Annotated in this window: 13 protein-coding genes; 7 read left to right on the top strand and 6 right to left on the bottom strand. The window is 71.1% G+C overall.

Features of this window, described 5'->3' with window-relative positions:
* Positions 1 to 13: 13 nt before the first annotated feature.
* From ACFVAJ_RS08105 to ACFVAJ_RS08120, 4 genes are all read right to left on the bottom strand, one after another.
* Entirely contained in the window at positions 14 to 772 is a 759-nt protein-coding gene (locus ACFVAJ_RS08105) for a sulfite exporter TauE/SafE family protein (protein ID WP_376942921.1), read from the bottom strand.
* A gap of 153 nt (positions 773 to 925) precedes the next feature.
* Positions 926 to 1,486 (bottom strand): hypothetical protein, encoded by a 561-nt coding sequence (locus ACFVAJ_RS08110; protein WP_376942923.1) that lies wholly within the window; start codon positions 1,484 to 1,486, stop codon positions 926 to 928.
* Between the two features lie 65 nt (positions 1,487 to 1,551).
* Positions 1,552 to 1,992 (bottom strand): pyridoxamine 5'-phosphate oxidase family protein, encoded by a 441-nt coding sequence (locus ACFVAJ_RS08115; protein ID WP_376942924.1) that lies wholly within the window; start codon positions 1,990 to 1,992, stop codon positions 1,552 to 1,554.
* 54 nt (positions 1,993 to 2,046) lie between these two features.
* Positions 2,047 to 3,210: a GTP pyrophosphokinase family protein gene (locus ACFVAJ_RS08120; protein WP_376942926.1), complete on the bottom strand. Its 1,164-nt coding sequence runs from the start codon at positions 3,208 to 3,210 to the stop codon at positions 2,047 to 2,049.
* Between the two features lie 240 nt (positions 3,211 to 3,450).
* On the opposite strand from ACFVAJ_RS08120, the gene dnaK reads away from it, so the two are divergent.
* From dnaK to ACFVAJ_RS08140, 4 genes are all read left to right on the top strand, one after another.
* Positions 3,451 to 5,322: a molecular chaperone DnaK gene (gene dnaK / locus ACFVAJ_RS08125; RefSeq protein ID WP_376942928.1), complete on the top strand. Its 1,872-nt coding sequence runs from the start codon at positions 3,451 to 3,453 to the stop codon at positions 5,320 to 5,322.
* A 2-nt stretch (positions 5,323 to 5,324) separates the two neighbouring features.
* Positions 5,325 to 5,975 carry a nucleotide exchange factor GrpE gene (locus ACFVAJ_RS08130; protein ID WP_376942930.1) on the top strand — a complete coding sequence of 217 codons (651 nt, stop codon included), beginning with the start codon at positions 5,325 to 5,327 and terminating at the stop codon, positions 5,973 to 5,975.
* A 123-nt stretch (positions 5,976 to 6,098) separates the two neighbouring features.
* Complete coding sequence (locus ACFVAJ_RS08135; RefSeq protein ID WP_376942932.1) at positions 6,099 to 7,091, top strand: DnaJ C-terminal domain-containing protein; 993 nt, start codon at positions 6,099 to 6,101, stop codon at positions 7,089 to 7,091.
* A 3-nt stretch (positions 7,092 to 7,094) separates the two neighbouring features.
* Positions 7,095 to 7,517 carry a heat shock protein transcriptional repressor HspR gene (locus ACFVAJ_RS08140; protein ID WP_376942934.1) on the top strand — a complete coding sequence of 141 codons (423 nt, stop codon included), beginning with the start codon at positions 7,095 to 7,097 and terminating at the stop codon, positions 7,515 to 7,517.
* A gap of 6 nt (positions 7,518 to 7,523) precedes the next feature.
* Here the strand turns inward: ACFVAJ_RS08140 and ACFVAJ_RS08145 are convergent, their stop codons facing one another.
* The gene (locus ACFVAJ_RS08145; RefSeq protein ID WP_376942936.1) at positions 7,524 to 8,252 is read right to left on the bottom strand and encodes a hypothetical protein; all 729 of its coding nucleotides are present in this window, start codon (positions 8,250 to 8,252) and stop codon (positions 7,524 to 7,526) included.
* Positions 8,253 to 8,333: 81 nt separating this feature from the next.
* Positions 8,334 to 11,081 carry a cation-translocating P-type ATPase gene (locus ACFVAJ_RS08150; protein WP_376942938.1) on the bottom strand — a complete coding sequence of 916 codons (2,748 nt, stop codon included), beginning with the start codon at positions 11,079 to 11,081 and terminating at the stop codon, positions 8,334 to 8,336.
* A 104-nt stretch (positions 11,082 to 11,185) separates the two neighbouring features.
* Between ACFVAJ_RS08150 and ACFVAJ_RS08155 the strand changes: the two genes are divergently transcribed.
* Genes ACFVAJ_RS08155 through ACFVAJ_RS08165 form a run of 3 tightly spaced genes read left to right on the top strand, consistent with a single transcriptional unit; the run spans position 11,186 to position 13,166 of the window.
* Positions 11,186 to 12,322 (top strand): class I SAM-dependent methyltransferase, encoded by a 1,137-nt coding sequence (locus ACFVAJ_RS08155; protein ID WP_376942940.1) that lies wholly within the window; start codon positions 11,186 to 11,188, stop codon positions 12,320 to 12,322.
* A gap of 56 nt (positions 12,323 to 12,378) precedes the next feature.
* Positions 12,379 to 12,669 carry an ATP-dependent Clp protease adapter ClpS gene (gene clpS, locus ACFVAJ_RS08160; protein WP_376942941.1) on the top strand — a complete coding sequence of 97 codons (291 nt, stop codon included), beginning with the start codon at positions 12,379 to 12,381 and terminating at the stop codon, positions 12,667 to 12,669.
* Positions 12,666 to 13,166, top strand: a complete 501-nt coding sequence (locus ACFVAJ_RS08165; protein ID WP_376942943.1) for a DUF2017 family protein — start codon at positions 12,666 to 12,668, stop codon at positions 13,164 to 13,166. Before clpS ends, ACFVAJ_RS08165 begins: the two co-directional genes overlap by 4 nt.
* The last annotated feature ends 46 nt before the right edge of the window (positions 13,167 to 13,212 follow it).

Here is a 13,212-nt window from a genome sequence, read left to right on the forward strand (position 1 = left end):
TGCGTGATGCGGGTCACCGCACCATGAAGTAGACGAGCGCCGCGAGCCCGATCACGACGATCACGGCCCGGTACGCCGTCTGCGGGATGTGCCGGCCGTAGCGCCCGCCCAGCGCCCCGCCGATGAACGCCCCGATCGCGATCGCGAGCGCGGCGAGCCAGGCGATCTCGGTGACGGCGACGAACACGAGCGCCGCGACGAGGTTCGCGGTGGCGGCCATCGCGTTCTTGTACGCGTTCGCCCGGACGAGCGAGCCCGCCATGGTGATCGAGAGCAGGGCCAGCAGCAGCACTCCCTGCGCCGCCCCGAAGTAGCCGCCGTAGACGGCCGTGAGCCCGGCGACCGCCATCGTCGCGATCGGGTGGTCGTGGTGCTCGGCCTGACGGTGCAGTCGGGTCGTCCACCGCTTGATCCGAGTGCCGAAGACCACGAGCAGCAGCGCCAGCACGATGAGCGCCGGCACGATCATGTCGAACGCCTCGGTCGGCAGCTGCAGCAGCAGGAGCGCCCCGGTCGCGCCGCCCGCCGCCGAGAAGCAGAGGAACACGCCGAGGCGCCGCCACTCTCCGCGGAACTCGGAACGCCCCGCGAAGGTGGCGACGAGCGAGGCGGGCAGCACGCCCACGTTGTTCGTGACGTTCGCGAGCACCGGCGGGTATCCGAAGGCCAGCAGGATCGGGAAGGTCACGAGCGACCCCGACCCGACCACCGAGTTGATGCCGCCGGCGACGATGCCGCCGAGCAGCAGGGCGGCGAACTCGAGCGGGCTCATCGGGCGGTCACGGCGAGTCGGCGCATCCCACGATTCAATCAGTCCGGATGCCCCGTGCTCCGCGTCGGGCGTCCGGGATGCGGCGCAGGGGAGGACGGTCTGTCGCGCCGCGGGCGGGGCGGCGGGGCGTCGGAGCCCGCCGCCCGCCCGGTGCTACTGCAGCTCGGCGACCGAGTCGAGCAGGTCGGCGTAGCTCACGAAGTACGTGACGCCGTCGACGTGCACGATCGACGGCTGGTAGTTCGCGTCGTAGTCGGCCGGCGCGAGCATCGTCCCGGTGATCGGGTCGTCCGAGACCGTCCAGCCGGCGGCGCCGATCTCGGTGCTGCGGGCGGCCCACGCGGCGTCGTCCTCGGCGAGGCGCGAGAACCAGACGGCCACGTCGCTCTGGTCCTTCGACCACTGGCAGTCGAGGGCGCCGTCGGCGGTCAGGTCGACCATGACCTGGCCGAGCGGGAACGGGGACTCGGTGTTCAGCGTCAGCCCGTCGGCCGCGAGTTCGGCGTTCTCCTCCTCGGTGAAGACGGTGTCGCAGCTCGGCTCGGCGCCGGCATCGGGCGCCGCGGGCGTGGCCTCGGCGGACGGTTCGGCCTCGGCGCTCGGCGAGGACTCGTTCGCGGTCGGTTCGGCGGGGGTGGCGGCGCATCCGCTCAGCAGCAGCAGCGCGAGGCCGGTCGCGGCGGTCAGCGCGCGCGGCAGGATTCGTAGGGTCATCCCGGCACACTACTGCCGTGCGAGACGCCGTGGGTCAGGGGTATCCCTGACGGAGGTACGGCCGGTCAGCCGCCGGTCGTCGCGCGGTCGAATTCGCGGCCGTGCACCTCGGTCGGGACGATGCGCACCCAGCGGTCCTTCGCCTCGGGCGCCCACGGGGTGATGCCGAGGGCCTCGGCGGCTTCGATCTCGCTCTCGCGGTCGAACTCCTCGGCGGTGCCCTTCACGACGACGCTGAACGCCTGAGTGTCGCTGAAGCCGTCGATCTGGAAGGCGACGCCGTGCCGGATGGTGAGTTCCAGCAGCTTCGTGCCGGCGGAGGTGCGGAACACGATGACCGGCCCGTTCGCGCCGCTCGGGTCGACGACGTGGTTCACCGGGAAGATGTCGACCTCGCCGCCCGCGGCGGTCGCGATGCGACCGTACGGTGCGCGTGAGAGTCGCTCCCAGCAGTCCGCCTCGGTGAGCGATCGTGTCGGCATGCGGCCCTCTTCGGTCTCGTCCATGCTTCGATTCTCCTCGCTTCACCCGACGCCGGGAAGGGGGCGGGCGGGGGCGGCTCAGCCGAGGTCGATCGGCCGGAACTCCGTGTCGTCGAGGGTGCCGACCGGCGCCGCGACCTGCTCGTAGCGGCTGCGAGTCGCGAGGGCCGAGGCCTCCGGATGCTCGAACAGGTAGGTCGCGACGGCCCGGTATTCGGCCAGCCTGCCGTCGGGCACCCGGCTCTCGCGCAGCGAGGCGCCGGCGACCAGGGCCGCGCCCATCGCCGTCCAGTACACGCCGATGCCGCGGAACGAGCGCGCCGGGCGGTGGGGCTCGGCGTCGGTGAGCAGGATGTCGTGGCTGCTGCTCGCGCACGCGATCGCGAGGCGCCGCCCGAGCTCGGAGTACTCGGCGAAGCCGTCGGTGAGGGCGTCGTACTGCAGCCAGCCCGCGGCCCTCACGACGCTGCGGAGCTCGCGACCCGAGCCGGTCACCGCCCCGAAGGGGACGTCGAGCGCCGCGGTGACGATCTGGTCGAGGGAGCGCGAGTCGCCGTCGTACTGGATGAACCGGCCGATGTAGCCGCGCTCGCCTCCGCCGTCGGCCGCGGGGGCGGCGGTGCGCGCCTCGTCGACCTGGCGGCGGATGAGCTCGAGGTTGTCGTCGGCCTGCTCGAGCAGCGCAGCCGAGATGGCGAACAGCCGGTCGACCTCGCGAGGGAGCTGGCGCGCCGACTTGTAGCGGAAGTCGTGCTCGAGCTCGGACCACGTGTCGGAGAGCGCGGTGCGCAGCTGCACCTCGAGCTGGGTCCCGGTCGGTTCGGCGCCGTCGCCCGCCTCCTGCTCGGCGTCGGGCATGAGGCCCACGAACTGCACCGAGCGGTAGCCGAAGGCGTCGAGCGGCAGCAGCGCCGACTTGTCGACCCACGAGTCGTCGTCGACGATGAGCGCTTCGCGCACGACCTGTTCCATGCCGGACAGGTCGCCCTCGAAGTGGGCGATGATGCGCACGCCGAGGATGTCGCGCACTTCGCGATCGGGCGCGCGGCGCACCTTGCGCTCGAACGACTCGCGCGACTTCACCCTCGCCGTCACCTGGAAGTAGCGGAACCCGGCGGCCTCGATCCGCCGCGCGAAGTCGGCCTCGATGCGGCTGCGCAGCTTGCGGTATCGCCGCAGCTCGCGGTCGTACCTGGCGAGTTCGGCGGCGACGAGTCGTTCGTCCTGGTCGCGTGCGTCCACACCGGCAGGTTAGTGGAATACTGAGCGTCTGCCGTGAGTTGAGTCAAGTGCACTCAAGTTTCACGGCCTCGACTTGACACGTTCATTCGGCGCTGGGAGGCTTGAGTCGTCAAGGCTCAAGTCTTGACGCATCTGACTTCGGTTGCGGGCCAGGAAGGCCGAACCGGTATCCCTCGCAAGGGTCTCGAGGCGGCGCCGTGCGCCCACTCGACCTGCGGGAGGGGAGAAGGAGAGAAACACATGTCACGTGCAGTAGGAATCGACCTCGGTACCACCAACTCGGTCGTCTCGGTCCTCGAGGGCGGCGAGCCCGTCGTCATCGCGAACGCCGAGGGCTTCCGCACCACCCCGTCGGTGGTCGCATTCACCAAGGACGGCGAGGTGCTCGTCGGTGAGACCGCGAAGCGCCAGGCCGTCACCAACGTCGATCGCACCATCGCCTCGGTCAAGCGCCACATGGGCACCGACTGGAAGACCGACGAGATCGACGGCAAGAAGTACACGCCGCAGGAGATCTCGGCCCGCATCCTGCAGAAGCTCAAGCGCGACGCCGAGCAGTACCTCGGCGACACGGTCACCGACGCGGTCATCACCGTGCCCGCGTACTTCAACGACGCCGAGCGCCAGGCCACGAAGGAGGCCGGCGAGATCGCGGGCCTCAACGTGCTCCGCATCATCAACGAGCCCACGGCCGCCGCACTCGCGTACGGCCTCGACAAGGGCAAGGAGGACGAGCTCATCCTCGTCTTCGACCTCGGTGGCGGCACCTTCGACGTCTCGCTCCTCGAAGTGGGCAAGGACGACGACTTCTCGACCATCCAGGTCCGTGCGACCTCGGGTGACAACCGCCTCGGCGGCGACGACTGGGACCAGCGCATCGTCGACTGGCTCGTCAAGAAGTTCAAGGACTCGACCGGCGTCGACGTCGCGAACGACAAGATCGCGAAGCAGCGCCTGAAGGAGGCGGCGGAGCAGGCCAAGAAGGAGCTGTCCTCGAACCTGAAGACCTCCATCCAGCTGCCCTACCTCTCGCTCACCGAGAACGGCCCCGCGAACCTCGACGAGACGCTCACGCGCGCCGAGTTCGAGAACATGACGAGCGACCTGCTCGACCGCACGAAGAAGCCCTTCGAAGACGTGATCCGCGAGGCCGGCATCAAGCTGAGCGACGTCGCGCACGTCGTGCTCGTCGGTGGTTCGACCCGCATGCCCGCGGTGTCGGAGCTCGTCAAGAAGGAGACCGGCCAGGAGCCCAACAAGGGCGTCAACCCCGATGAGGTCGTCGCCGTCGGCGCGGCCCTCCAGGCGGGCGTCCTCAAGGGCGAGCGCAAGGACGTGCTGCTCATCGACGTCACCCCCCTCAGCCTCGGCATCGAGACCAAGGGCGGCATCATGACCAAGCTCATCGAGCGCAACACGGCCATCCCGACCAAGCGCAGCGAGACCTTCACGACCGCCGACGACAACCAGCCGTCGGTCGCGATCCAGGTCTTCCAGGGCGAGCGCGACTTCACGCGCGACAACAAGGCGCTCGGCACCTTCGAGCTGACCGGCATCGCCCCCGCGCCCCGCGGCATCCCGCAGATCGAGGTCACCTTCGACATCGACGCCAACGGCATCGTGCACGTGTCCGCGAAGGACAAGGGCACCGGCAAGGAGCAGTCGATGACGATCTCGGGCGGCTCGAGCCTCCCGAAGGACGACATCGACCGCATGGTGCGCGAGGCCGAGGAGCACGCCGCGGAAGACAAGGCGCGTCGCGAGTCGGCCGAGACCCGCAACTCCGCCGAGCAGCTCGCCTACTCGGTCGAGAAGCTCATCAAGGACAACGACGACAAGCTCCCCGACGACGTCAAGTCCGAGGTGCAGGGCGACGTCGACGCGCTGAAGTCGGCCCTCGCGGGCGACGACGACGACGCGGTCAAGACCGCGTTCGAGAAGCTGTCGCAGTCGCAGACCAAGCTCGGCGAGGCGATCTACGCCCAGTCGCAGGCGGATGCCTCCGCCGCGGCCGGCGAGGACGCCTCGGCGACCGGCCAGGCCGGTGACGCCGCGTCCGACGAGGACGTGGTCGACGCCGAGGTCGTGGACGACGAGGACGAGAAGAAGTAATCATGACCGACGAGCAGAACCAGAACCACGAGGAGCCGGTGATCCGCGACAAGCGTCGCATCGACCCCGAGACCGGTGCGGTTCGGCAGCCGGCAGCCGACGGGGCGCCTGAAGAGGGCGCCCCCGAGGCGGGCGGTTCGAACGGCTCGGGCGCCGAGGCATCCGACTCGTTCGACGACGAGGCCGAGCTCACGGTCGACGACATCCTGAACGCGGCCAACGCCGAGGTGCAGGAGCCGAGCGACGAGCACCTCGCCGACCTCAAGCGGGTCACCGCCGAGTACGCGAACTACCGCAAGCGCACCGAGGCGAACCGCGAGGTCGAGCGCGAGCGCGCCGTCGGCGCGGCCGTCGCCGTGCTGCTGCCCGTGCTCGACGACCTCGACCGGGCCGAGAAGCACGGCGACCTCGAGGGCGACACCGCGTTCGCGACGATCGCCGCGAAGCTCCGCGGCGCCGTCGAGAAGCTCGGGCTCGCCGCGTTCGGCGAGGTCGGCGAGCCGTTCGACCCGCAGCGCCACGAGGCGATCTTCCAGCAGCCGAGCGACGAGGTCGAGATCGACACGGTCGCCGACGTCGTCGAGACCGGCTACACGCTCGGCGGCGTGCAGCTGCGCGTCGCGAAGGTCGTCGTCAAGACACCGGCGGCGTAGCCGTCACCCCCCGCCGGTCGAGTAGCGACGACGGAGCGGATCGGGACCCGTCAGCGGTCTCGATGCGCTCCGCTACTCGACCGGCGTTCCACATTCGGACAGACTCAGAGGAAGGAGGTGCCGATGGCCAGTCAGGACTGGTTCGACAAGGACTTCTACCAGGTGCTCGGCGTCTCCAAAGACGCGAGCGACGCGGAGATCAAGAAGGTCTACCGCAAGCTCGCACGCAAGTACCACCCCGACCAGAACCCGGGCGACGCCGCGGCCGAGACGAAGTTCAAGGAGATCAGCGAGGCGAACTCGGTGCTCTCCGATCCCGAGCAGCGCAAGGAGTACGACGCGATCCGCGCGATGGGCGGCGGTGCGCGATTCACCGCGCCGGGCGCCGGCGGCGCCAACGGCGGGTTCGACGACGTCTTCGGCGGCATGTTCGGCCAGGGCGGCGGCCGCAGCCAGTCGTACACCTTCCAGCAGGGCGGTGACTACGACGACCTGCTCGGCGGGCTCTTCGGCGGGGGCCGCTTCGGCCAGCCCTCGGGCGGCTACCGTGGCTACGGCGGCCCGACGCCCGGTCGCGACGTCACCGCGACGACGACCCTCGACTTCATCACCGCGACCAAGGGCGACCAGGTCACCCTGCAGACGGCCGAGGGCAAGCCGCTCACGGTGCGCATCCCCGCGGGCGTCTCGGACGGCCAGAAGATCCGCCTGCGAGGCAAGGGGCATCCCTCGCCCGACGGCGGCGAGGCCGGCGACCTCATCCTCACCGTCAATGTGCGCAAGCACCCCGTCTTCGAGCGCGACGGCCTGAACCTCCGCGTCACCGTGCCGGTGACCTTCGCGGAGGCGGCGCTCGGCGCGACCATCCAGGTGCCCACTCTCGGCGGCGACCCCGTGAAGCTCCGCGTCGCCCCCGGCACGCCGAGCGGCCGCGTGCTGCGCGTGAAGGGTCGCGGCGTCGAGACGAAGAAGGGCACCGGCGACCTGCTCGCCGTCGTCCAGATCGCGGTGCCCTCGCACCTCTCGAAGGACGCGCAGGCCGCCGTCGAGGCCCTCGTCGCGGCGATGCCCGACGAGAACCCCCGCGACGAACTGCTCGCGAAGGCGAAGGGCTAGGTGATGGAGGTGCACGAGCGGAGCCCGCTCTTCGTGATCTCCGTCGCGGCCGAGCTCGCGGGAATGCACCCCCAGACGCTGCGCCAGTACGACCGGCTCGGGCTGGTCTCGCCGACGCGCACCGCGGGCAAGTCGCGTCGTTACTCGATGCACGACGTCGCGCAGTTGCGCGAGATCGCCCAGCTCTCGAGCGAAGGGGTGAGCCTCGAGGGCATCCGGCGGGTGCTCGGCCTCGAAGAGGAGGTGGCGACCCTTCGCGCGCGCGTGCGCGAACTCGAGGGCGCGCTCGCCGATGAGATGCTGAACCGGCCCGGTCGCCGCGTCTTCGCGGCGGGCTCGGCGGGCGAGGTGATCAGCCTCAAGGCCGGCACCCGGGTGCGCCGCGAGAACGCGGTCGTCGTGTGGCGGCCGCTCGAGCGCGGGTAGCCCGACTCAGCGGCCCCAGGCCGAGGGCGGTGCCGCGATGACCTCGTAGGGCCGCGAGCTCCAATGGGTGCCGTAGCCGTAGTGGCTCGACGCCCAGGCCGAGGCCCAGATCGCCTGCGCGGTGGCGTCCGCCGAGTCGCCGCGTGCGAGCGCCGCATCGACCTCGGGATAGCGACCCGACTGCAGGTTCTCCGCCGCGTAGTAGGCGGCCTCGACGAGGGTGGGGTAGCTGCCGAGGCCCGAACCGCCCCCGGAACCCTGACCGTTGTTCAGCGGGTTGTTGCGGTTCCACCAGTTGTCGGCGCCGTTCTCCTGCCGCATCCATCGCATCATGAACGTCACGTTCTCGTCGCTGAGCGGCCAGCCGCCCTCGATGAGCACGAGCTTGGCCCAATCGACGTTCGTGCCGCCGGCGACGAGCGTCTGCGAGCCGGTCGTCGCGACGTAGGACTCGCGCGAGACGGCCGGAGCCGCGACCTCGGCACCGACTCGCACCGCCTGCCCGTCCCCCTGCAGGGCGGCATCGGCTGCGGCGGTCGGCAGCGGGCCGCCCGGCTGCGGCAGCGGCGCCAGCGCGAGGCCCGCGAGGAGTCCGAACACCGAGACCACGGCGGCTGCGCTGAGCGATCGGCGGGGCGAGCGCGATCGGGTCGCCGCGTCACGCTGGGGACGCGTCACGGGCGTCGCGACCTTCTGCCGCGCCGCCCGCCATCCCCCGGTTCGTGCGTCCTGCATGCGGCACCGAGGGTAGCAAACGCGGCCGGGAGCCGCACCCAGCGAACTCGGTGGCCGGCGAATCGCGCGTGCGGTCTGGACTCAGCGGACGCCGGCGGCGGCCACCGGGGCCGCGGCCGGACGGCTTGCGATCCGGCGACGCCGGAGCCACTTGTCGCCCTCGACGACGACCAGGAGGATCAGGGTCAGACCGATGCACTGCAGCCACTGCCAGCCCGTCAGCGACACCGTGCCGAGCATCCGCTGGAACAGCCCGAGCTCGGTCGACGCCACGATGAGCACGACCGGCCAGACCAGGATTTTCGCGACCGCGGCGATGGGGGGCAGCAGGCCCGACTCGGGCGTGCGCCGCATGAGCAGGGCGCTCAGCACGGTGGCGAGTCCGAGCACGACGTACGACATGGTCATCGACGCCGTCGGCTCGACCGGGCTCGGCACGTCGGGGCCCCACACGAGCGGCACGAGGGCGATGAGGAAGATGACGGCGCCGTAGACGAGCCACTCGACGAGGGAGACGCGGTTGACGACGCCGACCTTCGGATCGCGCGGCGGGTGGTTCATGATGCCGGGCGGGTTCGCGTCGGCGGCGATCGCGATCACCGCGAACAGGGCCACGAAGAAGTTGATGAACAGCACCTGCGCCGGGAACAGGGCGACGCCCTCGGCGATCGAGAACGCGCTCGCGGCGAGGAACAGCATGATCAGGCTGAGCAGCTGCGTCATCTGGAAGCGCAGGTACGCCGTGATCTTCGAGTAGACGATGCGACCGAGCTCCACCGCATGCACGAGCGTCGCGAAGTTGTCGTCGGTGAGCACCAGCTTCGCCGCCTGCTTCGTCACCTCGGAGCCCGAGCCCATCGCCACGCCGATGTTCGCCTGCTTGATCGCCGCGGCGTCGTTGACGGCATCGCCGGTCATGGCCACGATGGCGCCCTCGGACTGGAGGAGCCCGACGAGCCGGAGCTTGTCGTCGGGGGTGACCCGGCCGAACACGTGCAGGTCGGGCAGCCGCTGCAGGAGCTCCTCGTCGTTCATCTGCTTGAGATCGGCTCCGCTCACGGCCCCCGAGCCCAGCCCGAGCTCGGCGCCGATCGCTCCCGCGGTGACGGCGTGGTCGCCCGTGATCATGCGCACGTCGATGCCGGCGCGGTGGGCGATGTCGACCGCGGCCTTCGCCTCGGGGCGCAGCGGGTCGACGATGCCGACGATGCCGATGAGCGCGAGCTCGGAGACCCACGACATCGGGTCCGCCGCCACGGACCCCTCGTCGCCGTCGTCGAGGAATCGGGCGGCGATCGCGAGCGTGCGGAGGCCGGTGGCCGACATGCGCTCGAGCTCGGCGGTCGCCGAATCGGCGGCGGGGGGCTCCACGTCCCTCGACTCGCCGAGCATCGTCGTGCACCGCCCGAGCACGACGTCGGGCGCGCCCTTCACGAGGAGCACGAGCCGCTGCTCGCCGCGCACCGGAACCCGTTGCAGGGTGGCCATGAACTTGTAGTCGGAGTCGAAGGGCACCTCGGCGAGGCGCGGGTAGTCCTTGCGGGCCTGGTCGGCGTCGATGCCGAGTCGCGCGCCCAGCACCACGAGCGCGGCCTCCGTCGGGTCGCCCACCACCTCGCCCTCGGCCGTGACGGTCGCGTCGTTCGGCAGGCTGACCGCGAGTCCGAGCGTCGGCGCGTCGAGCGGCTCGTCGGAGGTGCCGAGCACCTTGCCGTCGAACGAGTAGCCCTCGCCGGTGACGCGGTAGGTGTTGCCGCCGAACCAGGCGGTGCGCACCGTCATCTTGTTGAGGGTGAGCGTGCCCGTCTTGTCGGAGCAGATCGCGCTCGTCGCGCCGAGCGTCTCGACGTCGTTCAGCGACGCGACGATCGCGCGCTCCTTCGCGAGCTTCGACGCGCCCCACGCGAGGAGGCTCTGCACGAACACGGGCAGGCCCGTCGGGATCGCGGAGATCGCGACGGCCGTGGCGAGGAACAGCAGCTCGTCGAGGCTCTGCCCACGCACGAAGCCGATGATGACGATGACGAGCACGGCGCTCCAGGCGATGATGCCGAGCACCTTCGTCAGCCCGTCGAGCTCGAGCTGCAGCGGGGACTTCTTGTCGCCGACCTGCGTGAGCAGCGAGGCGATCCGGCCCATCTGCGTGCGCATGCCGGTCTCGACCACGGCGATGCGGGCGGTGCCGCGGGTGACCGAGGTGTTCTGGAACACCATCGACGTGCGGTCGGCGAGCGCCGTGTCGGCCGTGTTCTCGGCCGGCCCCTTCGGGATCGGCAGCGACTCGCCGGTGAGCGAGGCCTCCTGCGTCTCGAGGTTCGCCGAGCGGAGGATCCGGCCGTCGGCGGGCACGAGGTCGCCCGACTCGAGCTCGACGATGTCGCCCGGGACGAGCCCGGTCGCCTCGATCTGGATCAGCGCTCCGTCGCGGATCACCCGCGCCTTGGGCGTCTGCAGCTTGGCGAGCGCGTCGACGCTGCGACGGGCCTTGACCTCCTGCTGGGTGCCCGTGATGACGTTGAAGAGCACCAGGATCGCCACGATGATCGCCGTCGTGACCTGCCCGATGAGGAGGGACACGATCGTCACCGCGATGAGCATCAGGGTCATGAGTTCGAGCACCTGGCTCAGCGCGATGCGCCACACGCTCGGCGGCGGGGCGCTCTGCAGCGCGTTCGGCCCGGCCTCCGCGAGTCGCCGTTCGGCCTCGGCCGCGGTGAGTCCGCGCGACGCCTCGGTCTTCGCCTGCGCGATCACGTCGTCAGGGGCGAGCGCCCACCATTCGACGCCGTGGACGTCGTCGGTGCTGCTGTGCTGAGCTTCGATGGTCATTCATAACCCCCAGAAGTCGTGTCGACACTCGACAGGCTAGCCGCGGGGATGCCGTCAGCGGGAGAGGTCGTCGACATGAGTTCGACGCGCCGTACGCTGGGGGAATGCCATTCGACTTCGGCGCCCTGCGGCGCAGTCCCGACGTCGAGGGGCCCGGTCTCGAGGCATCGGATGCCGCGGACCGCCTCATCCTCGACGAGGCCGCCGCGCTCATCGACGCGGTCGGGCCGGGGGAGCTCGTCGTCGTCGACGACGCCTACGGGGCGCTCGCGCTCGACGCGGCCGACGCGGGGGCACGGGGCATCCGCGTGCACCAGGACCTCGTGACCGGCGAGCGCGCGCTCGCCCGCAACGCGGCCCGACTCGGACTCGCCGACGCCGTCGTCGCTGCTCCGCTCGCACCCGAGCTCGTCGCGGGTGCCCGCCTCGTCCTGCTGCGCCTCCCTCGCTCGCTCGACCGGCTCGACGAGGTGGCCGAGCTCGTCGCCGCCCATGCGCACCCCGAGGTCGTCGTCGTCGGCGGGGGCCGCATCAAGCACATGTCGCTCGCGATGAACGAGGTGCTCGGCCGTCGCTTCGCCCGCCTCGACGTGTCCCACGCGCGGCAGAAGTCCCGCGTGCTCATCGCGCGCGAGCCGCGCGTCGGTGCGTCCGCGACCGCGGCCGGTGCCGACTGGCCCCGCGATGCGCACCACGAGGAGCTGTCGCTCACGGTCGTCGCGCACGGCGGCGTGTTCGCCGGCACCGGAGTCGACATCGGCACCCGGTTCCTGCTCGCCCAACTCGCCGGCGCGGTGCCCGATGCCGCGACCGCCGTCGATCTCGCCTGCGGCTCGGGCGTCGTGGCCTCGTGGCTCGCCCGGGCGAGGCCCGGATTGCGGGTCACGGCGACCGACCGATCGGCGGCGGCCGCGGCATCCGCCCGACTGACCGCCGAGGCCAACGGCGTCGCCGACCGGGTGCACGTCACTCGTGCCGACGGACTCGAGGGGCTCGCCGACGCGAGCGAGCGGCTGGTCGTCCTCAACCCGCCGTTCCACAGCGATGCGGCGATCTCGACCGGCATCGCCGCCCACCTGTTCGCCGACGCCGCGCGCGTGCTCGCGCCCGGCGGCGAGCTGTGGTGCGTGTGGAACTCGCACCTCCGCTACCGGCCGCTCCTCGAGCGCGTCGTGGGGTCGACCCGGCAGATCGCGCGGAACGCGAAGTTCACGGTCACGGCGTCGCGTCGCGCGGTGTGAGCGGGATGCGATGCGCGCGGGATGCGGGCGGGCGGACATCGTGTCAGGCTGGAGGAATGACGACGACCCTCGAGCGACCCGACACCGACGACGCCCTGCGCGCCGCGGTCGAGGTGCCGTGGCAGGCGATCGTGTGGGACGACCCGGTCAACCTGATGAGCTATGTCAGCTACGTCTTCCGCAGTTACTTCGGGTACCCGCGTGACGAGGCCGAGCGGCTCATGCTGCTCGTCCACAACGAGGGGCGGGCGGTCGTCGCCTCCGGCCACCGCGAGGCGATGGAGCGGCACGTGCAGGCGATGCACGGGTACGGCCTCCAGGCGACGGTCGTGAGGGGCGAGGCATGATCGTCGCGGGCCGCGGCGGTGGCGGCGAGGGGGTGCGCCTCGTGCTCGAGACCGAGGAGGCGATGCTCCTCTCGGAACTCGCCGACCAGGTCGATTCGGTGCTGCTGCTCGGCGAACCCGACGATCCCGCGCTCGGGCGGTTGCTGCCGAGCGCGTACCCCGACGACGTCGAGGCCTCAGCCGAGTACGCCCGCTACACCCGCGAGAGCCTCGTCGACGGCAAGCGGCAGGCGGCCCAGCGGGTGCGCGACGCGACCGCCGCACGGTCCGACAGCGGGCTCGTCGAGATCGAGCTCGACCAGTCCGAGGCCTGGGGGTGGCTCACCTTCCTCACCGACCTCCGGCTCATCCTCGCCGAACGGGTCGGCGTCGAGGACGTCGACGACGAGCCCGACGTCGACGCCGAGACCCGCGACGACTACCTCCGTGCCGCCTACGAATGGGCGGGGTTCGTGCAGGGCTCGATGCTCGAGGTGCTCGATCCCACCGATGGGTGAACCACGCCCCTAGAGTGGTGCCCGAGAGAGAGATCGGAGTGCCACC

The organism is Agromyces sp. NPDC057679 (genome assembly GCF_042799635.1).
GTDB lineage: Bacteria > Actinomycetota > Actinomycetes > Actinomycetales > Microbacteriaceae > Agromyces.